Annotated in this window: 26 protein-coding genes, 1 tRNA gene and 1 pseudogene; 13 read left to right on the top strand and 15 right to left on the bottom strand. The window is 37.3% G+C overall.

The window, feature by feature from the left end:
- Positions 1-26: 26 nt before the first annotated feature.
- The 10 genes from FGL72_RS01440 to FGL72_RS01395 all read right to left on the bottom strand — a co-directional run bounded on the left by FGL72_RS01440 (position 27) and on the right by FGL72_RS01395 (position 13,526).
- Positions 27-2,123, bottom strand: coding sequence for a Na+/H+ antiporter (locus tag FGL72_RS01440; protein WP_146992357.1), 2,097 nt, complete (start codon positions 2,121-2,123; stop codon positions 27-29).
- A gap of 3 nt (positions 2,124-2,126) precedes the next feature.
- On the bottom strand, positions 2,127-3,005 hold the full coding sequence (gene murB / locus FGL72_RS01435; protein WP_004903562.1) for a UDP-N-acetylmuramate dehydrogenase: 879 nt from the start codon (positions 3,003-3,005) through the stop codon (positions 2,127-2,129).
- Between the two features lie 114 nt (positions 3,006-3,119).
- Positions 3,120-3,533 (bottom strand): nucleoside-diphosphate kinase, encoded by a 414-nt coding sequence (gene ndk / locus FGL72_RS01430; RefSeq protein ID WP_004903564.1) that lies wholly within the window; start codon positions 3,531-3,533, stop codon positions 3,120-3,122.
- A 68-nt stretch (positions 3,534-3,601) separates the two neighbouring features.
- Positions 3,602-4,105, bottom strand: a complete 504-nt coding sequence (locus tag FGL72_RS01425) for a YehS family protein (protein ID WP_004904741.1) — start codon at positions 4,103-4,105, stop codon at positions 3,602-3,604.
- A 40-nt stretch (positions 4,106-4,145) separates the two neighbouring features.
- Complete coding sequence (mutL, locus tag FGL72_RS01420) at positions 4,146-6,143, bottom strand: DNA mismatch repair endonuclease MutL (RefSeq protein WP_146992354.1); 1,998 nt, start codon at positions 6,141-6,143, stop codon at positions 4,146-4,148.
- Between the two features lie 28 nt (positions 6,144-6,171).
- Positions 6,172-8,769, bottom strand: coding sequence for a DNA mismatch repair protein MutS (gene mutS / locus FGL72_RS01415; RefSeq protein WP_146992352.1), 2,598 nt, complete (start codon positions 8,767-8,769; stop codon positions 6,172-6,174).
- A gap of 41 nt (positions 8,770-8,810) precedes the next feature.
- Positions 8,811-10,841, bottom strand: coding sequence for an ATP-dependent DNA helicase RecG (recG, locus tag FGL72_RS01410; protein WP_004904744.1), 2,031 nt, complete (start codon positions 10,839-10,841; stop codon positions 8,811-8,813).
- 91 nt (positions 10,842-10,932) lie between these two features.
- Positions 10,933-12,339 (bottom strand): NAD-dependent succinate-semialdehyde dehydrogenase, encoded by a 1,407-nt coding sequence (locus FGL72_RS01405; protein ID WP_099044661.1) that lies wholly within the window; start codon positions 12,337-12,339, stop codon positions 10,933-10,935.
- Positions 12,340-12,568: 229 nt separating this feature from the next.
- Positions 12,569-13,198: a pyridoxamine 5'-phosphate oxidase family protein gene (locus FGL72_RS01400; RefSeq protein ID WP_004909036.1), complete on the bottom strand. Its 630-nt coding sequence runs from the start codon at positions 13,196-13,198 to the stop codon at positions 12,569-12,571.
- 109 nt (positions 13,199-13,307) lie between these two features.
- Entirely contained in the window at positions 13,308-13,526 is a 219-nt protein-coding gene (locus FGL72_RS01395; RefSeq protein WP_004903582.1) for a CsbD family protein, read from the bottom strand.
- A 202-nt stretch (positions 13,527-13,728) separates the two neighbouring features.
- On the opposite strand from FGL72_RS01395, the gene FGL72_RS01390 reads away from it, so the two are divergent.
- Both FGL72_RS01390 and FGL72_RS01385 read left to right on the top strand, forming a co-directional pair.
- Positions 13,729-14,403, top strand: coding sequence for a DUF4767 domain-containing protein (locus FGL72_RS01390; protein ID WP_004904747.1), 675 nt, complete (start codon positions 13,729-13,731; stop codon positions 14,401-14,403).
- Between the two features lie 157 nt (positions 14,404-14,560).
- A complete protein-coding gene (locus tag FGL72_RS01385) occupies positions 14,561-14,821 on the top strand; it encodes a SemiSWEET family transporter (RefSeq protein ID WP_004903587.1) in 261 nt (86 codons plus the stop codon).
- A gap of 228 nt (positions 14,822-15,049) precedes the next feature.
- Here the strand turns inward: FGL72_RS01385 and FGL72_RS09695 are convergent, their stop codons facing one another.
- Together FGL72_RS09695 and FGL72_RS09930 are read right to left on the bottom strand one after the other, a co-directional pair.
- Positions 15,050-15,226 (bottom strand): hypothetical protein, encoded by a 177-nt coding sequence (locus FGL72_RS09695; RefSeq protein ID WP_186727981.1) that lies wholly within the window; start codon positions 15,224-15,226, stop codon positions 15,050-15,052.
- A gap of 129 nt (positions 15,227-15,355) precedes the next feature.
- Positions 15,356-15,589: pseudogene (locus FGL72_RS09930) on the bottom strand (hypothetical protein).
- Positions 15,590-15,849: 260 nt separating this feature from the next.
- On the opposite strand from FGL72_RS09930, the gene FGL72_RS01380 reads away from it, so the two are divergent.
- The 4 genes from FGL72_RS01380 to FGL72_RS01365 all read left to right on the top strand — a co-directional run bounded on the left by FGL72_RS01380 (position 15,850) and on the right by FGL72_RS01365 (position 18,049).
- Entirely contained in the window at positions 15,850-16,224 is a 375-nt protein-coding gene (locus FGL72_RS01380; RefSeq protein WP_146992349.1) for a helix-turn-helix domain-containing protein, read from the top strand.
- Between the two features lie 155 nt (positions 16,225-16,379).
- The gene (locus FGL72_RS01375; protein WP_146992347.1) at positions 16,380-16,619 is read left to right on the top strand and encodes a hypothetical protein; all 240 of its coding nucleotides are present in this window, start codon (positions 16,380-16,382) and stop codon (positions 16,617-16,619) included.
- A 75-nt stretch (positions 16,620-16,694) separates the two neighbouring features.
- On the top strand, positions 16,695-16,901 hold the full coding sequence (locus FGL72_RS01370) for a hypothetical protein (RefSeq protein ID WP_146992345.1): 207 nt from the start codon (positions 16,695-16,697) through the stop codon (positions 16,899-16,901).
- 176 nt (positions 16,902-17,077) lie between these two features.
- Positions 17,078-18,049 carry a hypothetical protein gene (locus FGL72_RS01365; RefSeq protein ID WP_146992342.1) on the top strand — a complete coding sequence of 324 codons (972 nt, stop codon included), beginning with the start codon at positions 17,078-17,080 and terminating at the stop codon, positions 18,047-18,049.
- Positions 18,050-18,353: 304 nt separating this feature from the next.
- Here the strand turns inward: FGL72_RS01365 and FGL72_RS01360 are convergent, their stop codons facing one another.
- Complete coding sequence (locus tag FGL72_RS01360) at positions 18,354-19,529, bottom strand: DUF262 domain-containing protein (RefSeq protein ID WP_146992340.1); 1,176 nt, start codon at positions 19,527-19,529, stop codon at positions 18,354-18,356.
- Between the two features lie 747 nt (positions 19,530-20,276).
- Here FGL72_RS01360 and FGL72_RS01355 point away from each other — a divergent pair.
- On the top strand, positions 20,277-20,708 hold the full coding sequence (locus FGL72_RS01355) for a TIR domain-containing protein (RefSeq protein ID WP_146992337.1): 432 nt from the start codon (positions 20,277-20,279) through the stop codon (positions 20,706-20,708).
- 649 nt (positions 20,709-21,357) lie between these two features.
- Here FGL72_RS01355 and FGL72_RS01345 read toward each other — a convergent pair.
- Positions 21,358-21,429 (bottom strand) — tRNA-Glu (locus FGL72_RS01345).
- A 139-nt stretch (positions 21,430-21,568) separates the two neighbouring features.
- A complete protein-coding gene (locus FGL72_RS01340) occupies positions 21,569-21,778 on the bottom strand; it encodes a P8 family protein (protein ID WP_004904757.1) in 210 nt (69 codons plus the stop codon).
- A gap of 160 nt (positions 21,779-21,938) precedes the next feature.
- Here FGL72_RS01340 and FGL72_RS01335 point away from each other — a divergent pair, with 160 nt between their 5' ends.
- The 6 genes from FGL72_RS01335 to FGL72_RS01315 are packed head-to-tail and all read left to right on the top strand — an operon-like array spanning position 21,939 to position 25,229.
- Complete coding sequence (locus FGL72_RS01335; RefSeq protein ID WP_099044666.1) at positions 21,939-22,169, top strand: helix-turn-helix transcriptional regulator; 231 nt, start codon at positions 21,939-21,941, stop codon at positions 22,167-22,169.
- Positions 22,141-22,353, top strand: a complete 213-nt coding sequence (locus tag FGL72_RS09815; protein ID WP_243130147.1) for a hypothetical protein — start codon at positions 22,141-22,143, stop codon at positions 22,351-22,353. Before FGL72_RS01335 ends, FGL72_RS09815 begins: the two co-directional genes overlap by 29 nt.
- 8 nt (positions 22,354-22,361) lie before the next feature.
- A complete protein-coding gene (locus FGL72_RS09810; RefSeq protein ID WP_243130146.1) occupies positions 22,362-22,616 on the top strand; it encodes a hypothetical protein in 255 nt (84 codons plus the stop codon).
- 10 nt (positions 22,617-22,626) lie between these two features.
- Entirely contained in the window at positions 22,627-23,520 is an 894-nt protein-coding gene (locus FGL72_RS01325; RefSeq protein WP_146992335.1) for an ABC transporter ATP-binding protein, read from the top strand.
- Positions 23,513-24,742 carry an ABC transporter permease gene (locus FGL72_RS01320; RefSeq protein ID WP_099044667.1) on the top strand — a complete coding sequence of 410 codons (1,230 nt, stop codon included), beginning with the start codon at positions 23,513-23,515 and terminating at the stop codon, positions 24,740-24,742. The genes FGL72_RS01325 and FGL72_RS01320 overlap by 8 nt, the downstream gene beginning before the upstream one ends.
- A 16-nt stretch (positions 24,743-24,758) precedes the next feature.
- Complete coding sequence (locus tag FGL72_RS01315) at positions 24,759-25,229, top strand: hypothetical protein (protein ID WP_004904762.1); 471 nt, start codon at positions 24,759-24,761, stop codon at positions 25,227-25,229.
- The last annotated feature ends 26 nt before the right edge of the window (positions 25,230-25,255 follow it).

The following is a 25,255-nucleotide window of genomic DNA, read 5'->3' as shown; positions in this document are numbered from 1 at the left end:
AACAAGTCTTATGGTATATTAAGCACCTATGATTCATTTTTACCAGCTAATGCAGCGGTTTCCGCAAAATTAATAAATTGCCTGATGTTAATGCCTACTTGTCGCGTAATTCTACCTTGTTCATAAAGATTTTGAATTGTCTCACGCTGAACATTAAGCGCTTTTAATTCCAACTCCATGCGTAGCTTTTCGTCGATTTCGCGTTGTTGTGGTGTATCAAGATGCTTATCATGTTCAATCCGATAACGATAAGCGACAATTAGATTATATGCATTTTGCCGTTCAATACGATGAGACACCGTATCACCATTATAACGCGTCATATGCTCTGATAATTTTTTTATCGCTGCTTTAGAGGTTTCTCGAATTGCTAACGAGGTTTCTTTTTTTACCTTATCAGTTGTTTCATCAGAGAACCATATCCGGATACTACGTAGTCCACGCCTGATGAGTTCCCATGCCCATTGCGTTGACATTCTGTATGTCTTATCAGTAGCAATCAAATTTTCCAAGCGCTCTAAACGTCGTGATTGAGATGAAAATGTTAACGGCGATATTTCCTCATTAACTAAAAGCTGTTGCAGGCGATCACGTTGTGCATCGAGTGCAACACGGCGCAACTCTGAATCATCACTTAGTGGCTTTTTGGTTTGTGCCATTGGCATTTGGCGACGGATTTGTGTAATCGTGCCCTGCTTACGTGTCACCAATTCGTAAACTATCGCACGATTATCATCTCGCTGGGATTCACGTAACGTCTGAATACCAATCTGCATCGCAAAAATACGTGCTTGTGCTTCAGATAAATCTGCTTTGTGCGCCTCACTGGTACTATCTACTTCTGCATCTAACATTTCTGGTTGCGTAAAATCATGGGCTGACCGTTCCTTGGTCACAAATGGCAACATTATGGTAGCAACCAATAAACTCACAATAACAACAACTGCCGCCACAAATACGAGAAGATTACGTTGTGGAAATTCTGAACCATCGGCTACAACCGTTGGAATGGTCATAACAGCGGCCATGGTTACTGCCCCACGTACACCAGATAAACCAAGTGTTAACGACGTTTTCATATCTGGCTTATGTTCGCCATTTTTAATGTACAACATCACTTGATTACCATACGCCCAAAGTGTTCGAATAACAAAAATAATTACCCAAACGGCAATGCCGTAAAAAATGGCACGTCCGGTATGTATTTGCGAACTTTTAATCACAACATCAATTGCTTGCGGTAATTCGATGCCTAATAATACAAAAATAACGCCATTCAGTAAATAAACAAATATTTCCCAAGTGCGCACTGCTGTCACCGAAATTTCAGGGTTACGCGCATCAATCTGTTGATCACTCAAAATTTTGGTAATGATTCCCCCAGCCACCACGGCAATCACACCTGATGAGTGAAAAATATCTTCAGCTGCCCAATAAATCAAGAATGGCGATAACAACATAATAACGGTATGAAAGACCACATCTGTTAAGCCCACACGATCAAAAGTATCTCGTAACAGACTAACAATGTTTCCCAAAACCAAACCAACGATTAGGCCAATAATTGTCATCCAAAAAAAATTACCTATGGCATCTGTTAGTAAGAATGTCCCCGCAACGGTTGCCTTAATTGCCGTATTAAAACTAACCAAGCCACTAGCGTCATTAATCAAACTTTCTCCAGACACAATGTGCATCACATTTGCAGGCAGTTTAACACGTTTTGCAATTGCCTGTACGGCAACAGGATCAGTGGGTGACACAACAGCTGCAAGTGCTAAAGCGACTGATTTTGGAAATTGTGGTATTAACAAATGTATCAAGAACCCACCAACTAGTGTGGTTAATAGTACCAGTAGAATGGCATTCCCTAAAATTGGACCACGTAACTCCCACAGCTCTCGTTTAGGAAAGCGCCAAGCATCATTGTACAGAAGTGGAGCAACAAATAAAAGCATGAACCAATGTGCGTCAACCGCAATAAAAACACCAAATACCCAAGCCAATATCAGACCAATCGCAATTTGAAAAAGACTGACAGGCACGTCTGGTACAAAATGAGAAATCACGTTTGAAACGGTCACTGAGACAATTAGAATAACAATGAGTTCAAGTATGGCCATAGCTTACCTTTCCCCCATGATACGTACTTCGGTTTCGAGCATGACACCATACTTTTCCTGAACAGTGTCTTGAACAAAATGAATCAAATCTTCATAGTCATTGCCAGTCCCTTGCGCGACATTCACCATAAATCCAGCATGCTTTTTGGAGACTTCAACGCCACCAACACGCTGACCCTGCAAACCGGAATCCATAATTAATTTGCCTGCGAAGTATCCTTCCGGTCGCTTAAAGACCGAGCCATTGGACGGGTAATTCAATGGTTGCTTATCGGCACGTCGATAATTGTTGTCATCCATTCGCTCTTTAATTGCGCGTTGATCATCTGATGTCAAGCAGAAAGTAGCACTAATAATAATCCCTTGATTCTCTTGGAAAATAGATTGACGATAACCAAAGTCAAGCGCCTCTGCCAAAAAAGTCTGAATTGTGCCATTAGGCATGATAGCTGTGGCTGAACTAACGACCATATCCGCTTGTCCGCCGTAAGCGCCTGCATTCATAAAAACGGCACCACCAACGGATCCCGGAATACCAGCACCCCACTCTAAGCCCGTCAAACCATGTTCCATGGCTACCTCAGCAACTAGTATGAGGTCTGCGCCTGCTTCTGCAGTAATCGTATCGTCAGTGACTTGAATAGTATGCAGCTCATGTAATAAGATAACCACGCCTCGCAGCCCACCATTACGCACAACGAGATTAGATAGGCGGCCAAAAATGTACACTTGATGTTGGGCTTTTTTTGCCCAGTCCAGTACTTCTTTTAATTCTGTTAACGTCTTAGGAATTGCTAAATAGTCTACTACGCCACCAACCTGAGTATGTGCAAAAGGTGCAAGTGGTTGGTTCTCGAGTATTGTCATGTTATTTAATATCATTTTCTAATCTCCGAGTCTATATTCTTTATTTTACCAAACTTTTACCATCAGCACTGAGAATGCAACAAAAAAGCTTGAAATTAGACCCATTTTCGTCTATTTCAAGCTACATATTTAAGCAAACCAAAGGTTAATTTCGCGTTGCGCCGAAGCGACACTATCCGAACCATGTACTAAATTCATCATCGCTTCCGCTTGCCATTCACGCCCAAAATCGCCACGAATGGTTCCAGGGTTTGCCAAGGTTGGATTTGTTTCGCCCATCATATGACGCCACCCGGCAACAACTTGTTCCCCTTCAGCAATGATTGCGACAACTGGACCAGATGTCATGTAGTCCACAAGCGCAGGGTAAAAAGGTTTATTGACATGTTCAGCATAATGTTGGGCTAACAGCTCAGCTGTTGGGGTCAACATTTTCATAGCAACGATACGGTAACCTTTGTTTTCAATACGCATAATAATATCACCTATTTTACCGCGTAATACACCGTCAGGTTTTACCATAATGAAAGTCTGTTCTGTCATTTTATTCTCCTTAACAAGCTTCACTACCCTTATTCTACACAATTGTGAATATTTATACAATAAATAGCTTATGATTTGCCGTTATCAGGACGGTAGGTCATGGCCATCCCCTTTAATATATTTCGCAAGTAGCGGTCACCAGCTGGCTTATAATTACGATGATCTGGCCGTCTTAAGACAGCACTTAGTTCTGAGTTAGATACTTCAATGCCTGCTTTCGCCATAAAGGCCATATAATCATCACTTGTATAAGACATAGCAATTTTCAATTTTTTCATCACTACATTATTAATGTCTTCTTCTTTAGCCATGTCAAAAGTCGGCGCAATGGGTTGCAAATCAGCCCCAATTTTTTGGCCTCGCTGTGAAATAATTAAACCATTCATAAATCCTTCTAGTTGCTGCATAGTGAGCTTATCATCACGCTTACTATCAGGCTCTTGTTTAGTTAATATATCATTAACTTTTGCTTCGTCTAATGTCATACCTCCTAAAGCAAAAACTTTTATCAAATCGCTTTTTTTGATATTCAGCGCATAACGTAAGCGGATAACAATATCATTATTATTCATAGTTCTCTCCTAAATGCCAATCTCAAACTGACAGTATTATTTAAAACGGATGATTATCGTAACTTTCCCATTTCTCGTGTGACTCTTGAATACGTTTAAACATTTTTTCCATTTCTGTCAATGTAAATTGTGTTAACACAGGCCGTCCATGTGGGCAATTATATGGATTTTCTGCCATACTCAAGTGTGCTAGTAGTTGTCGTGCAGCTGTGTCAGACAGATGCATATTTGCTCGAATTGCGCGTTTACAACTCATCATGATAGCAGCTTTTTCTCGAAATTGCGCAACCGTTAGCTGGCCGTCGCGTAATAACCAGTCTGTCATCTCACGAACAGTTTCTTCCTCTTGGCCCTTTTCAAACCAAGTTGGATGTTCACGAATAATCATCGTCGTTGCACCAAAAGGTTCCAGGCGCAAACCAAGTGCCATCAGTTCCGGCTGATGGTCAGCAATAGCTAGCATCTCGGAAACTGAATAATCAATTGTAATCGGTACTAATAAACGTTGCTGATCATTGGTGACCTGACCAATTTGCTCGCGATAAAACTCGTAATTGACACGTTCTTGCGCTGCATGTTGATCGATTAAAAAGAAACTATCCTCACTTTGAGCAAACAAAAACGTACCATGCATTTGGCCAATATAATCTAAGGCGGGGAAACCTGTTGGCTTTTGTTCTGACAACGGCAAGGTTTCTTCACTATGACTGCCAGTTTCTGAATATTGAGATTGATACGTTACTGTTGGTTCAGTCACCTGTTGCTCGACTACGTTATCAGTTTCGAAAACAGGTTGTGGTAGCTCATTCGTATACTTTTGTGTAAATGTCAGAACACGGTCAGATGACAGTTCTTCACGCTTCGTGATTTCAACCGGTGTCACCAAACTTGGTGAGCGTCTAATCGGTTGTGAAGACATTTTTTCAGCATTGTGACCGTCCATGCTATCTTCTGCTGCAATCCATGGTGCCTTTGGTGTGAAAGTGTTTTGTGTATTCTGTTGTTTATTTTGTTGCCCATAAAGTGTTTCATACGCATCTGGAATAAGATTTTCCTCAGCTAACCGATTTTTAATGGTTGTGACTAACAATTCGGCTAATTCGGTTTCTTTTGATAAACGAATTTCAGATTTCTGTGGGTGCACATTGACATCAATGAGTAATGGATTCGTATTAATGTTAATAACACCCATAGGAAAGCGGCCAACCATTAACTTTGAGCCATATCCACGAATGACAGCGTTTGAGACAGCAAAATTTTTAATATATCGACCATTAACTAATACCGTCAAATATTCACGTGAACCACGTGTTAATTCTGGTAGGGAAATAAATCCTGTTATGTTAAAATCGTCATTTTCACCGGCAATTGCTAGCATCTTTTGTGCGTTATCACGGCCATAAATGCCAGCAATTACCTGTTGTTGATTGCCATTGCCAGTGGTTCTTAGCAATGAGCGACCATCAGCACTTACTGTAAAAGCAATGCCTGTGTATGATAATGCCAAGCGATTAATAATATCGACAATTTTTGATAACTCTGTTTGGTGTTTTTTAAGATATTTTAAACGAGCAGGTGTGTTATAAAATAAATCACGCACGGTAATCACCGTCCCACGACGGCCATTAGCTGGCGTAGCACTAATTTCCTTTCCACCTTTAATATGGTAGTTTAAGCCAGTTGTTGTTTCAGTTGTTTTTGTGCGCAATTCAACGTCAGCAATTGCGGCAATGGAAGGTAGTGCTTCACCACGGAACCCTAAAGAGACGATATTAAAGAGATCATGCCTGTCTGTAATTTTGCTGGTTGCATGCCTCGTAAAAGCGAGTGGGACATCGACTGGGTCTATCCCAGCACCATTATCCACAACACGAATAAATGTTTCACCTGCATTTTCAACCACGATGTCAATTTGTGTGGCACCAGCATCAATTGCATTTTCTACTAATTCTTTTACCACACTAGCCGGTCGCTCAATGACTTCTCCGGCAGCAATCTGGTTAGCTAATAAATTTGATAGTTCATGTATTTTACCCATAACTATTTTGCGCCGCGACGCATCTCTCCTAACTTCTCATTTTTTTCAAACGGTTAAGTGCATTTATCGCATCCACTGGCGTCATGTTCAGAATATCATAATTGTCTAGCGCATCCAGAATTTTTTGTGTTTTGTCATCCGGTACAGTCATATCAAACAAAGCAACTTGCTCGGATAAATGAGCATCTGGTTGTATCACAGCTGATGCCACTTGATCATTTGTTTGCGTCACAATCATCTTGCCAGCCTCTAAATCGTGCAAAATGCTTGTTGCATTATCAATCAGCTCTTTTGGTAGACCTGCTAATGCTGCGACGTGAATACCGTAAGATTTGTCGGCAGGACCCGATTGTATCTGATGGAGAAAATGTAATTGTCCTTCATCATCTTCGACAGCACCAACATGAACATTTTCAATGCTTGTATGATTATCTGCTAAAACTGTTAGTTCGTGGTAATGCGTTGAAAATAATGTTTTAGCGTGAATATGTTTATCTAAAAACTCTATAATTGCTTGAGCCAAGGCCATACCATCATAAGTTGCTGTACCACGGCCTAATTCATCAAATAAAACAAGTGAATTTGCTGTTGCTTGCTGCAACGCATCATTAGCTTCTGCCATTTCAACCATAAAGGTTGACTGACCCATGGCCATATCATCGTTAGCCCCAATACGCGTAAAAATCTGATCAAAAATTGGTAATTCGGCAACATCTGCTGGAACAAAGCTCCCCATTTGAGCTAAAATCACAATTAAGGCCAATTCACGCATGTAAGTTGATTTTCCAGCCATATTTGGACCAGTAATTAATTGCATATTAATTGATTCATCGAGTATAACATCGTTGGCAACGAAATCACCTGCGTCTAATATCGACTCTACAACGGGGTGACGCCCCTGCATAATATTGATGACATGTTGATTTGTAAATGTTGGTCTAACAAAGCGTTGATTATCAGCAACATCTGCTAATGACGATAACACATCTAATCGCGCAATATGTTGTGCAAGTGTTTGAATACGAGATATATCAGATTTGACATGCTCACGCACGGTGACAAACAATTCATACTCTCGCTCTGTGCGTTTCGCTTGAGCTTCAATAATCAGGCTTTCATGCTGTTTAAGGGCTGGTGTTACAAAACGTTCAGCATTAGTTAACGTTTGTAAACGTTGGTAGCGGTCAGTGGCTAAACGACCAATATTTGCTTTGGTCACCTCAATATAATAACCAAAGTTCTTATTGTAACCTACTTTTAAAGAGTTAATACCAGTTTGTGCACGTTCATCTATTTCTAATTGCGCTAACCACTGCTGGTTATCTTTTAAAACTTGTCGATAGCCATCAATCCGTTCATCAAAACCGTCATTTATGATATTGCCTTCACGCACACTAACGGGTGGCTCATCAACAATAGCCACATCAATTAAATCAGCCAAATCTGTCATGTCATCTAATTGCTGCCCGGCATTGGAAAGTGTCGTGTCAGCTTGTAATAAAACAGATTTAATCCCAGGAATCGCCCGTAATGACCGCTTGAGTTGTACAAGTTCACGTGCATTCATAGTGCCCATTGCGGCACGCGCTGCCAAACGTTCCAAATCGTAAACCGATTTTAAGTGGTCTTGCAATGCCCCACGTGTTAAAAAATCATTTTGAAACGACTGTACTAGGTCTAAACGTGCTTCAATATCGCTACTTTCACGTAGTGGTTTCAACAACCATTGTTTAAGTAAACGCCCGCCCATTGCCGTATTTGTACGATCAATGAGCCCAAGCAGCGAACCTGCTTTTTTCTTGGTACGCATATTTTCAACTAAATCCAGATTACTGCGTGTATCTTGATTAAACTTTAAAAATTTAAGCCGTTCATAACTTGTGGCTGGTACAATATGATCCAGACTGCGCCGCTGGGTATCAAAAATATAATTCAGCAAGATTGTCGTTGCTTCAATTTCTGAAGTTATTTTAAGTGCTTGCGTCAAAAAGCTAACAGTTGCACTAGGTTCTGCTGTGCCTTGCGCTGAAATGACAATCCCACGTTCACCTAACTGACTCGCAATTTGTTGTTCGGTTGTTGCAACATCGTTTTTAGATAAAACAACTTCTTTAACCTCTAATGAACTTAACTCATCCATGACATCTTCAAATCGTCCCGTTGTGGTAGCACGTAACTCACCCGTTGACAAATCCACATAGGCAATAGACCAAACATTTTTTGCTGGTAATACTGCGGCTAAGTAATTGTTTTGTTTATCTCCGCCAGCACCATCCGCCATCTTTGTGCCCGGTGTGACAAGTTGAACCACATCACGCTTGACCATCCCCTTAGCAACTGCTGGATCCTCCATTTGTTCAACAATAGCTACCTTATAACCCTGGTCTACTAAAATATCGATATAGTTTTGGGCCGCATGATGTGGTATTCCCGCCATTGGTACTGGATTTTCAGAATTTTTATTCCGTGCCGTTAAAGTGAGCTCAAGTATTTTAGCACCCTGAATAGCATCTTCTTCAAATAATTCATAAAAATCGCCTAACCGATAAAAAACAAAAGCATCTGGATATTGTGCCTTGATCTCATGATATTGCACCATCATTGGGGTATCAGCTATTTTACCCATAAAAAAGTTATCTCCTCAATTCATTTCAATTGTTTGTATGTTTAATCAAAGTGTCGATACTGCGCCATTGTCCGAGATAAATAATTAACCAACGCTTGATTTGCTGGCGCTTGATCCCATGTTTTATCACTCACGATAGCGATGGCTTCTTGTTGGGCAATCTCTAACATTCGCAAGTCTTTTACTGGGTCTCCAACATTAAATTCTGGCACACCCGATTGTTTCGTGCCTAAAATATCGCCAGCACCTCGCAAGGCCAAATCCCGTTGCGCTAAAACAAACCCATCGGTTGTTTCAACCATAGCATCCAAACGTGCAGTCCCATAATCAGTTTTAGGATCAGCTACGAGAATTGTGTATGACTGTCGCTTACCACGCCCGACACGCCCTCTCAACTGATGCAACTGCGCCAAGCCAAAACGATCCGCATCCAAAATTAGCATCACACTAGCATTAGGTACATCAACACCTACCTCAATGACTGTCGTTGCCACCAGAATTTGAATGCGATTAGCTTTGAAATCTTCCATTAACTGCTTTTTTTCATCATTCGATAAACGACCATGCAATAAACCAATCTGATATTGAGGTAATTCAAGTTGCATCGCTTCATACATAGCAGTAGCGTTTTGTACATCCAGCGATTCGGATTCCTCGATTAACGGTGTGACAATATAAGCTTGGGCACCCAGGTCAATTTGCTGTTTAACAAAGTCCAGTGCTGTATCTAACTGATTGTGACGCAATCGTTTTGTTTGTATGGTCTTTCGCCCACTGGGCAATTGATCAATGACTGAAATATCCATTTCCCCATAAGCTGTAATAGACAATGTCCGTGGAATAGGCGTAGCCGTCATGGCTAAAATATCAGGATTAACCCCATTTTCACGTAATTTTGCGCGTTGATTAACCCCAAACCGGTGTTGCTCATCAATAACAGCTAAACCGAGATGATGAAAGGCAACATCTGGTTGTAGTAACGCATGTGTCCCAACCAAAATGTCAATTGCACCGTTTTCAAGATCTTCTAATAAATGACGCCGAGCTGCTACTTTTAGCCCACTAGTTAGCAGTTCAACACGTACGTTAACACCAGCATTATCAAATAATTGGGCTAAATTCATCGCATGTTGCTGCGCTAAAATTTCTGTTGGTGCCATAATTGCCGCCTGACAACCAGCCGTCACCGCTGCGTACATGGCCATAGCAGCTACAACTGTTTTCCCTGAACCCACATCTCCCTGTAAGAGTCTGTTCATGTGTCGCGGTCTTTTTTGATCTTGAAGTATTTCCTGAATAACTTTTTGCTGTGCAGCTGTCAACTCGAATGGCAAAGCTTGTTCAAAATTAACTAGCGCCGTCTCATCATAATCAATACCTTCTCCGGCAAAGTTTTGGTCTGCTAATTTTAGTAACTGTAGTCGCATTTGAAAAATGAAAAACTCTTCAAATGCGGCACTGCGACGACCTGCTTTCGCTGCAGCCATGTCGACTGGAAAATGCATATTTTCAATCTGGGTATTGCGATCCAATAAACGATACTTTTGTCGGATAGTTTCCGGCACAAGTGTCGGTATTGTTCCCCTGACTTCAGACCAAGCGATTTCAATTAAATGTCGAATTGTTTTAGCAGCAATTTGCTTGGTTGCTGGGTAGATAGGATCTAGCCCATCGACCGAAGCATTAATCATTTTTATGCCTGTCATAGCAGCTTTTGCAGCGTTATATGTGCCGTAAACTGCAATTTCCTCACCAACAATGATGTTTTGCGTAATCCAAGGCTGATTAAAAAAAGTGACACGAATATTTTCATGGGCAATTAACAATCCAAAACGTGTCTGTGTTTTTTTGCCAAAACGTGTCATTACAGCTGGTGTACTAACAATCCCTTTAAATGTCACTTTGTCCCCATCTAACGTTTCAGAAGGCACCCGCTCACCTAAATCTTCATAGCGAAAAGGAAAATAAGTGACTAAATCTTCAATTGTAAAAATACCAATTTCATGTAATGCCTCGAGCCTTTTTGGCCCAACACCAGGCAATACATTCACATTATCATCACGTGTCATCATGCTATTATTGTAACATTTTAACTCAAAAAACGGCGACCAAGATAAGGTCACCGCTTAGGCTTTTAATAATAACACTGCTTTTAGATAGCGATTAGACAAAACCGCCAAAGGCATCATCTAGATCAATTGGTTCGTGTTTTGTCACAATTGTTTCCTTGTTGACAAAGGTGTCAATGCCTAAGTCACCGAGCTCACGACCATAGCCGGAATTTTTTACACCACCAAATGGTAATTCAGGTAATGTGCCACCAAAACTATTCACAAAGACAACACCTGTCTCAATTTGTGAAGCAACTTCGGCAGCATGTTCTGCTGAGCCACCAAAGACAACGCCGCTCAAACCGTAGTGTGAATCATTTGCTAGCGCAATAGCTTCCGCTTCATCGCGAACTTTATACACCTGTCCTACAGGACCAAAGAACTCTTGGTAAAATGCTGGATTTTCTTTTGTAATATCAGTTAAAATAACTGGTTCAAACAAAGCTGCTGGCTGATTTTGTTCAACGTCACCAAATGCTAAGGTTGCGCCAGCTTCAACAGCTGCTTTGACTTGCTTGGTCAAATTTGTTTTTGCTTTCACCGTGCTAAGTGGTGCTAATGTTGTTTCTGGTAGCATCGGATCACCTAACTTAGCCTCTGAAAAGGCTGTCTTTAGCATATCTACAATAGCATCATAATTCTTTTCTGTTACAATGAAACGCTTAGAAGATGTGCAGACTTGGCCCGCATTGTATAGCCGTGCACCGCTAATAATTTTTTTAATTTCTGATAAATCTGCATCATCCAATACAATGAACGGATCGCTACCACCGAGTTCAAGCGAACTCTGCTTCATATTCTTTCCTGCTTCAGAAGCAACTAGCTGGCCGGCTCTTTCAGAACCTGTGAGTGCCACGCCTTGAACACGTTCATCGGCAATAATCTGACTGACTTGATCATAGTCTATAAATAAGTTGGTAAAGGCGCCTTCTGGCAAGTTGGCTTCCTGAACGAGTTTTTCAAAAGCATCCGCAGCCATTGGCGTATTACTAGCGTGCTTGAGAACCATAGGATTGCCTGCCATATAATTCGGTGCAAACACACGCATAATTTGATAGTATGGGAAATTCCAAGGTTCGACCATTAGTAGTACACCAGTTGGTCTTGAAATTGTTTGTGCCGGCCCAATGGCTGATGCGATTTCTTTTGGCTTAAGGAATTCAGCTGCATTTTTTGCATAGTATCGCGCAATAGCGATACTAATTGCCACTTCTCCTTGTGCTTCAGAAAAGCGCTTACCCATTTCAAGTGTCAAAATTTTAGCAAGCTCATCGGCTTTTTCTGCCATGACATCTGCAACCTTATTAAGGGCTGCTGCACGACTTTCAACCGGATCATTACGCCATTTTTTGTATAAGGCATGGCCTTTGGCAAGTGCATTTTCGACATAGGCATCATCATGATTGTCGAATGTCTTAATAACTTCAGCTGTAAACGGATTAACTGTTTGGTAACTCATGTTTTTCGACCTTTCTTTCAATACAGATTGCATAACTACTTAACAACAATTTCATTATAGTCCTTCTAATATCAAAATAAAAGTTTTTTCACTAACTTTTATAACACCAATTCACAAATTATATTAGCCAGATAAGCCATATAAATAAAAGCAAACGATTAACAAAATAAAAAGCTATTCACAAGTTGTTTTTATTTTTTATCACAAAGTAATTTCTACATCAACCTAGTCAATTTTCAAAAGTCATCACGCGTGGCTGGTCTCTAAAGGACTCAATGATTAAAGTATGCACATGCAATTTAATAATCACTTGATGACTAAAATCATCTGATAATTCTTTAATTTCTGGGTGTTTATCTAACGTATGCTGTAACTCTCTGTCGTCAATAATTGTGGCAGTGACTTGATTCGAACTGATACGCTGCCCTGTCTTCGCTTGATACCATGTCGTAAACGCGGCCCGTCCTGTCGCTCTTATTTGTGCTACACGTTGTGTGTCACCGGCTGTAACAAGGTAAAAAACATTTGATTCACTCCGTGATTGCTTGAAAGTAATCACACTGGTTGTTAGCGCTTTACTTTCAGATACGGTTGATAGCACCATCACATTTTCCAACGTCTCTAATGTCTTTTGTAGCATGTCTTTTGACTGGTTCGACGTCGAATTATTAAATTTTTTGCGTTGCTTTAATATGGTCAAAATGGTCAGTGGAATTGTCAGAATAATATACCCCACTATCGTCAAGGTTAGTGCTTGATAAACATATCCCTGTATGTTTAATTGTTGCAAAATAAACGTGGCAATAAACATTGTCACAAGAAAAATAACGAATAGTTGCACAAATCGTTTCGTATACATCTTAATCTCCTTTAGTTTCTATGCTAACATTTTGTTGGATTAAGATGAAATGAAAAAGCGCGTTGCCAATTTTGACAACGCGCTTTTTCATTACTTTTTTAGCTACTGCTTACTTATCAATTTCTTTTTTGCTGTCTTCTTTGTAATCTTTAACAGCTTCTTTGACGCCATCTTTCACATCAGCGACAGCATCTTTTGCTTTACCTACAACGCCTTGAGCTTTACCTTCGGCTTCACGTACTTTATCACCAGTTAGCTTACCTTCTAACTCCTTAGCCTTACCAACGATCTTGTCTTTAGCGCTATCAAATTTTTCTTCAATTGACATGATGATGTTCTCCTTTATGAAAGATTGCTTGATATACAATTAGTTTAACATGCTATCATGATTGAGACAGTATATTTGCTCACTTTGTTTGTTCACACTGATGCAGTCAGAAGACACGACTATATTTTATTAAAATGTAACGTTTTAGTAACATTCATGATATAATTTAAATATAATTTCGTTGTTATGGGAGAGCGTTAACATGTCATTTAAAAAGAAAATCATTATCGCTGTAAGTACCATTATAGTCATCATTATTGCTATGAGTTCATTACTCATTTACGGCAACAATAATAAGCCACATGCAACACAGAATGCCGTAACAAAATCGCATAGGGCATCACCTGAAAAAAAAGCTGATTCTATTATATTACCATCTACCGCCAGCTCTTCAACATCTGTCGTCACTGGTCCTAATACAGCAGATAGTAAAGATGAAAATCATAGTCACGTCAATGCAGGTTGGCGTTTAGAGAAGCAAAAAGAACTATCAACTTTCATGCAAAGCTGGCAATCACAAATGAACCAAAAATTTGATGGTACCTATGATAATAAAACGCCAGATCTATATGGTGTTAAGTTTCCAGAGGCACTAACAAGCGGTAAATATAATAATCATATTAAGTTTGATAACATGAACGTGACACCAACTTGGTCACCAGACGGTTCAGGTGATGCGCCTATAAAAGTTGTCGCAGCAGCTGCTGGAAACGTTGGCGCGCAAGGTACATTTAATCGTGCACTTTATTTATTCGTTATTCAAAATAATCAACCCAAAGTTTATGTTTCTCGGACAACTAATGGGGATGATTTAATCTTTACAGAAACACAAAATGATGCCATCAAGAATGGTTTCGAACAAGTAGTCAACAATTAGTTTATATTGTAACAAATTAAAAAAGCGATATTTACAGTTTTATCCCTGTAAATATCGCTTTTTTCAGTGTTTAATTATTTTTTAATCATTTATTTGTTACATATTTCACTTGATTTTATATAAAAGTTGTTGTATCATTCGACTCATGGAGGCTATTATGAAAAAGAAACGATTTATCCGATATCTGAGTTGGGTGGCCACCGCTATGGCCATCATGATGTATGTATCATACATTCCTCAGATAATGGATAACTTATCAGGATCCAAGGGTAACCCCATTCAACCTTTAGTTGCAGCCATTAACTGCCTATTATGGGTTGTCTATGCTTTATATAAGGATCAGCGAGATATTCCAGTTGCACTCGCTAACTTTCCTGGTATTATTTTTGGGCTCATTGCTTTTTTAACCGCCTTATAATTACGATTTCATTTATCATAAAACCTAATTATAACCCGTCTTATTATTGCATTAAAACGCAGACATAATATTACGCTTACGAAATTAATCAATTTAGCGCGCCATGTTTTCAATAGCGCGCTAAATTGATTAATTTTTGCTTGTGACACTAAAAGATTGGTCAGTAATACTTATCAAAACTGCTTCTATCACTCAACACCGTCTCTCAAACACGAAGCTTAAAGCCTATCATTCTTGTTCCCCCCGCGCAAGGTTTTGTAACCAATCGTGAAAACGAACATCATTAACAGGTCGAAACGTTTTTTTGTTTAAATCAATGGCAAACATTGGTCTATCAAATAATGAGTTAATGTAGTTGGCTTGCGTCAGTGTAATATGTAATTCTATCTTCTTATTATCTTCCATATTGAAATGTGTTTAGCAAAAGCCACGTATCAGGCATTGTAGCAAAGCTCATCCTTTAGTTTAGTCACTCGGGGATGTACTTTTTTGCCTTCTTATGCTCTGCTGTCCTTTCTATTGCGTTACTTTAAATCATTCACGTTCAATGGCATTAATATCATAGATCATAACTTCGTCATGTTTATAACCTGTAATAAGTCAGTCCTTTTCCAGCTTTTAACTCTTCTTAGGCTTACATCAAAATGCTCTCTCACAGTTAGCACTATTCACCAGTGAGTGTGCTAATGTGTCTTCAACATCCCCAAAAGCACTGTTTGTGTCCTTGACTATTTGTGTCTCGTTAAATAAGGCGTTTGATACTGTCATGGTACTCTCCTATTTCTTGGGATTCTAATGGTTCACGCTTGCGCTTAAATACCCTTACTTGCCTTTAAATGGTATTGTTTGTTTGGTATGATATGTGTTGTATACAAAGGAGCATTTATTTTCATTTGTGTACCCTTTGTATACAAACAATACTTAAACTATACGTTTTGTTCCCAATGTATACAACGGGTTTTAGGATTTCTTAATTAACTTTTATTTTTAGTTAAGATGTTTATGAATTCTTAATGAGGAGTATCAATATGTCCGTAACAGCTACACGATTAAAAGAATTACGAACGCAAAAGAAGCTCACTCAAAGTGAACTTGCTGAAACTATAAAATCTTCTCGTGGCACTATAGCTAAGTATGAACGCGATGAGCGTGTGCCATCTTTTGCTGTGCTCTCAATTATTGCTGAGGCTTTGGATACCACGGTAGACTATCTACAAGGCAAAACTGACAACGCGTTTAAAACAGTTCACAGCGGTTCTGCTACTGCTATTCGAGAGGGCAAAAAACATGTGGATTTAGATGATGATGAACTAGTTATGTCTTTTGAGGGAAAAGAATTATCTGAGGACTATAAAAAATCTATCCTTGCATTTGTGAAGATGTTGCGTGAGGATCGAAAATAAATGTATGAACACCTCAGCTGTTCATCCCTGCTCAGAAGTCAATAAATTGGACTATTTATATTGAATTAATTGATGCTAACTCTATAAAAGCAATGGATAGCTAGGACAATATACGTGCACTGAATCACGTTAAAAGCATTAATTGGGGATGAAACATGAAACAAAAAGCAAGGACAATTTTAATTACAGTAATCAGCTTGTCTATGCTAATTGCATTAATAACAGCAACCATAATAACGGGTAATCGTCTTTATACCAAAATTGGTTCTGTATTTATTGGTATTCTAATAATACTTTCTGTTATTCCAGATATAAAGAAAGACGGTAAGCTAACTTGGCAAAGTAGTTCATTTTTAATAGCGGGATTATATTTTATAGCAAGTCCATGGATATAGATTAAATAAAAAGCACTCAAAAAGTGCGTACATACGTGCAGAACCACGTTAAATTCATTATTGGGGGATATATTCATGAAAAAAACTACGCTCTGGTTGATTATCACATTGTCATTTACTTTATTGGCAATCTATGCAGGCTACAAAACTGGTTTTGAAATAAGTTTTGCTTTAACAATATCTAAAAATGAAATATCAGTAAATGGATCAATGGCATTTTTATTTTCCCTGTTTACTGTATTTAGTAGCATTAAATATTTGACACACAGATTTACTAGCTAAGCTCTCACAGAGTGTGTACATACGTACCAATGTTTAAGCATTTAAAATGCTGGCTGACTTTTACTTTGATGAGAACACAACAGAGACAGCAAGATATACGACTTCATGCCGTACTTCGGTATACCTATGTCGCTTGATAATGCTGTTTTTAAGAATATATAGGGAATTTATTAAAAATGAAAAAAACTGTTAATTTTATAAAAAAAAATATGGTCACACTCTTTTTAGCAATTTTATTTTTTGTTAGTTTGTTAATTTTCTTTCCTAATATTATTTTGCCTCCAACAATTAAAGTCTTTTCTCTCATCATATTTATTATGCTAGCAACGACTAAATTTTTTTCTCTTATCATATTTATTATGTTATCAGTTACTTTAAAACCCCTAGTCAATTTTTTACTTATACTATATAAATTTATTATTCCATTAGTATTACTGTCCCTTTTGATTTATCAACTTAAAACAAAAAAATACGATGAAAAAATTAAGCCTATTTTCAATAAAATAAAAAAATATGATAAAAAAATAAAGGTTACTTTCAATAAAATAAAAAACACTAACAGATTTGATATGTCAAATCTGTTAGTTTGCATTGGAAGCATGATAATTTATTTTTCTATTTTAGTAGTGGAAAACATAAATGGCAGTCATTCAAACTATTTAGCCTACTTGAGTTTTTTTGAATATTTCTTTTTATTTTTATTAATATACGCCTTTATTAATTCAGTGAAGCGAGATAAATTTGCAGATAAGCCATACAATCATTTTTGGTACGGTTTGTTCAACATACTAAGTTTATCGGTACTACTATTAGGGTTTTTTTCATTTATATTTTATATAATCTTTCAATTATCGAATAGATTTTTATCAGACAAAGACGCTTTTGAATTGTCCAAGTGGATGATAGGTTTAATAGGATTGGGGCTAAGTTCTTTTAACATAAAACTTTTTGTTGACTATTTTAGAGGCGCTAAGGTAAACGCTCCCTACTCATTGGAACAACTTCAGCAACTTCAGATTTTACAAAAAATGCAATCAAACTTAGAAAATAAAGATGAACTAAAACAAGAGCTATCACAAACAAAAATTATGAATGAAAAAGATATTAAATCTCAAATTGAGAAAGTCAAACATAGAGGTAACTTATAAACCTAACTCTAATCGATTAAAGGCACTCACATAGTGCGTACATACGTGCCAAGCGTTCACGTTAAAAAGTTTTGATATTACATGAAGCATTCATAGAATAAACTAAAGCTACAACGCCAAATTCAACTTTCTGTTTTTTCTATTTCGTCACCAATTTAAAATACACACTAAAAAACGCACTGAATTGTCAGAGCGTTTTTTATTTTTTATTAATCCTATCAAAATATATCATTTTTATAAACTAAAGCAGCTTTAAACATCTAGTCAAAAATAAAATACCTTTTGTATTTTGTAAGTCATTGTACTATATATTATTAGTGATTAAGTTATTAAAAATATTACGTCTTTCTCCATTAACAAGATTGTCAAAGGAAACATTTTTTACCCATTCAATTAGTTCTGTCCTTTTATATTCAACAGCTTCATTAAATACAAAATAACCAGTTAAGTACATAATATGTTGCATTCTTACTATATACTTTTGTAACTCATTCTCAAATATAAATTCCAGAGTCTTTCGAAGTGACTGTAGTGTTAGATCGCTAATATCTTCTAATTCTTGCTTTGTTAGCCTAATAATCATTCGTTCTTTCGTATCAGAAGGAATGGGAGCGTAATTTAAGTTATGTCTTCCGTTCTTCTGCTTTACTTCATAAGCAGGATTTAAACTAGCAATCGGATATGACACATTTGAAGAAAAAGGGCTAAACAGTTCATCAAATCCATACTCTTTTATGATATCTTGATAGGGTGTTATAAAACCGGAATACATATCAAAATCATGCAGTCTCAGCTTAGATAGTGTTAATTCAATCATGGATACGCGACTACCTGCATTGTTTAAAACTTCAAACCATTCAATTTGCTCGTTTTCAGTCATATCGTCTGCAATATGTATTGTATAGCTATAGCCAAGTAACTTACCACGAATATCAACCAGCAGCGGGTAAAGGCTTGTAACTTCATTCTGTGAATAATTATTAAAGACGTATTGTGATAATTTAGCTTGGTCTCGGTTAAGCAATATTCCTACGGGTATTTGGCCTTTTTTTGCTATCCCTTTAATCTCTTTGAACTTTGAATTAATAACATCTAATACTATGTTACTAAACGACTCATCATTAGAATAAGCTTTATAATTTGTAGTTAACCGTTGTTGCCCATCTACTACCGAAAGATTACCTTTATTTTCTTCAACATTTTGAATAAATTCACGAGTAACGAATGACAACTGAGGGACATCATTATTCAAATTAATTTCATTAAATGAAATTGGAGCCACTGGCGCTTTCCCAAAAAGCTCATAATTAAATAATGCAACAACCTTATCATTGTTCCAGCTTAATCCACGCTGATACATAGGAATAGAAATACTGCCATCCTCTATTTTTTTACTCATCTCGCCTATGGACATGGTCTGACTTCTTTTAGTTGGACTCAGGTTGATTGCTTTCTGAAGTGATTCCTTATTAATACGCATAATATTCTCCTTTTTTATAACAACTAAATTCTACTACTTCTCACAATTATTTTCAAGCAGCTTTCTTTTTTTATCAATTATAGTGTTATATGAGCACTTTTTTAAAGAGCTGCTACATTAAATTTTTTAGATACACTGATATATCTCTAAACGTTCAATACTACCGCTGCAACAAATTAAATTGCACTTAGGAATTCAACCTACTGCGCTGAATTCCCAAGCGGGTATATTTGAACTAATTATTGTCACTTAAGGTTGTTGTCCAAAAGAAGACATTTAAGAAGCTCTCGAGAGAATTAAGACAACTTTTTTCGGATTACCAAAATGAATTTTTATCTATCACTTTTGCAACTATTTTAAGCGATATGAATTTTCCCACTAATTTGGCAAATTATTTGGAATAAGTATACGAATGCAGTATTTTGTAGTAATTTTCAACTCATGAGAAAAATAAAAGGTTACACTCTGCGACAAACTTTGTAACGGCTTGTGTAGCCATTTATAGCAACGATTAAACCCCTTTTGACGTAGGGTATTTGTTGATATTGACATGCTAGGAAATGATAGGAGTTCATACTGGAAAATACTGGAGTTGTATGCTGATATTTGATAACATTTTTTTGACCTTTTATGCTTGCATATTTTTAATATTAGATATTGTATTTCATCCCCATACTTATTAAAATTATTTAAATGTTGCGTCGTCGCCTCTTCTCAATTTATATAATATTGTTCAAGGAGAATGGTATGTCTCAAAATAAGAAAACAAAATTTTATATTGCTGGTTCCTTTAGACATGCAGAATTAATTAATAATTTATCTGATATGCTAGAACACTCATCATTTTTACGCACCTACAACTGGACGTTAAATAAAAGAGCGGACTCCATTGAAGCGTTGCATAAGATTGCTAACGAAGAGTTACAAGGTGTTGAACGAGCTGACTTTCTCGTGTTCATCTTTCCTAGTGGTAAAGGATCCAACATTGAATTTGGTATTGCCACTGCTCTAAAGAAAAGAATATATATTTTAGATGTTAATAATGAAATAGAGAATTTTGACCTAACACCTACGTTCTATTTTTTGGATAATGTTAAATTATTTAAAGGTAGCTTAGACAACTTTGCAAAATTTATTGTTGACTCTGAAACAAGTAATTCATCCCCATATATAAAATAAAAAACCACGCGCTATGTTTAATCTAGGGCATGGCTTTTTTATTAACTCTTTTTGTGAGTGGCTAACAGCAAATACAGAACAGCTAGTGTAGTAATTAAAGAAACCAGGTATGTAATATCAACACTTTTCTTCACTACAATCCATAAGATAAACACAGAAAAATATAGCAGATAATCCCACCAAGCTAGGCTCACATTACGATACTTATAATTTTTATAAATTAACAATGCACCAACTACAATTAACAGACAAATAACGAACCAATAAATAATATTCAATAACATAATACTTCCCCACTCATAACTTTATACTTAGTACAGTATACATTAAAATTTCAATGCTACTAAACACTCTAAGAGCCGATTTAGGCGCTGCTATTTACATATTCATCAATGTTCTAAAGTGTTTAATTTGCCTGTTAGTTCGCTTTAAAAGACAATAAAATTAAACACCCCGCCCCTTTTAACAATTCGGCCCTGTACTTGTCATAGTTGACTCTTAAACTTTTTTCGGATTCTATGGCTATTACAGTGCTGACTTGCCTATTTGAAACATTTCCCATTTTGTATGAAATACAGTGCAACGTTTTTCATAACAAAAAACGATACATCAAGTTTTTTCAAACTAGATGCACCGCTCTGCAATATAATAGCGCTAGAGGGAGTCGAACCCTCGATTTCGGCCTGAGAAGCCGACGTCTTAACCACTTGACCATAGCGCCATAACAAGATATAAGTATACAGAAAAAAGTACCGCTCGTCAACCAGTAAAATAAAACAACAATTAAAAAAACGTCAAAAATAAACGGCCAACATTTGACAAACAATGTTAACCGTTTATTTAGCAAAAGCTATTTTGGCTTAGTGCAAAACTTTTTCTGCTTCTACTTTAATTTCATCCCCGCTCATTGTTTTAAATGCATTCATATGCTTCAACGTTGATAAGGTATCCTTATTACTTGTATTCATATAATGGTTCCATAGAGCGTCACGTAATGGGGTTTTGTCCTCACTCCAATCAAACACCTCGTTCATCGGAAGATCTAACATTTGATATTTTTCATCTGCCATTTTATGGGCCCCTTTCTTAAATCTCAGTTATAGTTCTTTTTATGAAAAATTGCAATCGTCAACAAATATAAAATTATTACTTTACTTTTATTGTCAAGCTTGCTATACTACATTTTGTAAAGCGAACTATACTTTATGATGTTAAAATCGAGGTATATCTATGAAAACGCGAATTCAAGAACTCCGAAAAGCGCGTCAAATGACACAGGCTGATTTAGCTGAAGCATTAGCAGTCACTAGACAAACGATTATCTCTTTGGAAAAGGGAAAATATAATGCCTCATTATTTTTAGCTTATGACATTGCGCATTTTTTTGATTTATCTATTGAAGAAGTGTTTATTTTTGAGAACGGAGAAGCTGATGATAAAAAAAATACTCATCAAAGTTAACCCTGGTATGTCTGATCAGACCTATGAAAAAGTAACAACCTATCGAAGAAACGCCTTTACAGTATTATTTGTTGTCTTAGGTATTTTGACGATTATTATTAACAGTCTGGTTAAACATTACTTCATTGGTATTGACCTAACCTTCCTGGCTACTTTGTCTAACTTTTTTTTGCTATCGCGTTAGGTTTTAAATTGAGTATCTTATATGACTTGTCACATCCTGAACGTCTACATAAGCACAAGGTGATGGAATCAGATGAACGAACACAATTCATACGGCAACGTGCTGATGCCTTGAGTCTCAATTTTTTACTTCTACTCGCAATTACTGCGGCTCTATACGGCTATAGTAATAGCGACCAAGGTTGGTTTTTTCTCATCATACCGCTTATTCTACTACTTGCACTAAGAGCAAGCTTACGCTGGCTACTCAATAAGTTACTATAAGGAGCACACTATGATTCAACTCACACATCTCAGCAAACAGTTTGGAGACAAAATTGCTGTCAATGATCTTAATATGATTTTAGAGCCAGGAAAAGTTATGGGATTAATTGGCCAAAATGGTGCCGGTAAGACCACGACATTTCGCATGATTCTGAATTTTATCGTGCCAACATCTGGCACAATTACATGGGACAACCGCCCTATTACACAAAAAGATAAGCAAAAAATTGGCTTTTTACCAGAAGAACGCGGTTTGTATCAAAAACTAACGATTGAAGAACAAATTTTATACTTTGCAGAATTGCATGGTATGTCACGTGCCGACGCCAAATCTGAATTAACACATTGGCTAAAGCGCTTAGATGTTGTTGGTAAAGCATCAGATAAAGTACAATCTCTTTCCAAGGGTAATGCACAAAAGGTTCAAATGATTGCATCATTAATTTTTAAACCAGAATTTATTATTTTAGATGAACCTTTTTCTGGCCTTGATCCAGTCAATACAAGTATTATGATGTCTGAAATCATGCGTATGCGTGACCAAGGCGCAATGATTATCTTTTCTAGTCATGACATGAATAATGTGACTAAAATTTCTGATAATCTGACAATGCTTAAGCAAGGAAAAAGTATTTTACAAGGTGGCGTCCAAGAAATCAGGGAACAATTTGGTCGCACAAAAGTGTACATTGAAGGGCCTTTCTCACGAGAAGAATTAGCTCATTTGCCAGGTGTTATCAATGTCATACCACAAGGTGCTGGATTTGATCTCACCATTACAGAAGACAATGTCGGCCATGATATTTTTACTTATGTGACCAAAAATGGTTATATACCAGCCTTCTCTCAACAACCACCGACACTTGATGATATTTTCCGACAGGAGGTAGCACACAATGCTTAATGGACTTAACGTCGTTATCAAACAAACATATCGTAACCACTTTAAATCACGAGGATACTGGTTACTCGTGCTTTCACCAATCATCTTTACAGCTATCATTGGTGGTATTGTTTTTGGTGTTACTAAGATGCAAGGAAACACCACCCCAACAGTGGCCATTATCGGCAATCAAAATGTGCGACAAATTTTTGTGAAGAGCGATAAAACACTGGATATGAAAATTTCATCTATCACTGATGCAAAACAAGCAAACACTGCACTTGATAAACAGTCACTTGATGGTGTTGTGACTATCACATCTAATGATAATGCAACTTTAACAACTCAACCAAAGAGTAACCACATTAACAAAGAAGCGATTGCCAGTATCCTAGGCAACCTATCACGGACACAAAAGGCGTCAAGTTTTGGCTTAACAGCGGAACAGACACAAGCGCTCAGTCAACCTTTTAACCTTAAATCAGTGGTTAAGCAGGCCAATAATAAGTCAACCAATGGCGATAATTCAACTACAGCCAACTATGGTATTGCCGTGGCCATTGGTATCATCACTTGGGTCGTTGTTATGTGGTACACATCAATGATTGCGACCGAGATTGCTAATGAAAAGTCATCGCGAATCATGGAAACCTTACTAGCAGCCACTTCCTCAAATATTCAATACTTCGGCAAAATGATTGGTATTTTTGCCCTTGCTGTTACGCATATGCTAATTTATGTGGTAGCCGGGACGATTGGATACTTTAGCTTTAAGGATAACGCCATAGTTAAGAGCTTTTCTCAGACTTTTTCTAGCATGACCTTAGGCTTCTCTATATACGCTATCCTGTTCATTTTAGTTGCTATTGCTTTATATCTTGTCTTAACAGCTTTGATAGCTTCGCTAATCAATGATAATTCTCAAGTCCAACAAGCAATACAACCAATCACTTTCTTAGCAATGATTGGGTATATTTTTAGTTTCATTATGACTAATATGCCAAATAACTTTGCAATTAAAATCCTTAGCTATGTTCCTTTTGTTTCACAAAGTATGATGCCAGTTAGATTAGTAACCAAAGTAGAAACTTGGCCTGGTGGCATTATCTCACTTATCATTGCATTCGTATCACTGATTTTGTTAGCTTGGTTTGGCAAAAAAATCTATGCAAAAAATGTCTTATCATATAGTGATGATAAAATCATGTCACAGTTGATTAAAAATATAACCCGTCATGATTAGAGGCTATTAATAGACAATGTTGAATGATAAACCTTATTTCCTAATAAATCCCAAGTGGTATACTTACGAAGAGCGTCTCACCGCCAATGGGCTTCCTTTTCAAAGATTCGAATTGACTAATCAAGCAAGCCCTGAAGCAATTGCCAGTTTCAAAGAAACAATGCTACAGCTTAGTCAAGAAACGACGATTGATCCTGAACATCTCAATCGTTTCCAGCAAGCACTTGGATTTGCAGCCAAAAAACATTATTTATCAGAAGAACACGGGTTATCTTCTGATGCCATCAAAGCTGAACTACGTTTCATCAGTGCGGCTATTCGCTCTTATCAGTTACTTGATGATTCACTTTCAGCGCCTAATACGCTCATATTTAGAAAGCGCATTGCCACATTATATCGCCAATTTTTGAAGCAACACCCGCAAAGTGTGGTTGATGAAAATTTGAATCATTGGATTATTCAGCAAGACCAACAATTGAATCAATAATAAAAAAGCAATGCTGTAATTAAACA

The sequence above is a fragment of the Leuconostoc citreum genome (assembly GCF_007954785.1).
Lineage (GTDB): Bacteria > Bacillota > Bacilli > Lactobacillales > Lactobacillaceae > Leuconostoc > Leuconostoc citreum.
The sequence above is the reverse complement of the archived record's forward strand: the minus strand, read 5'-3'. Positions and strand labels throughout refer to the sequence as shown.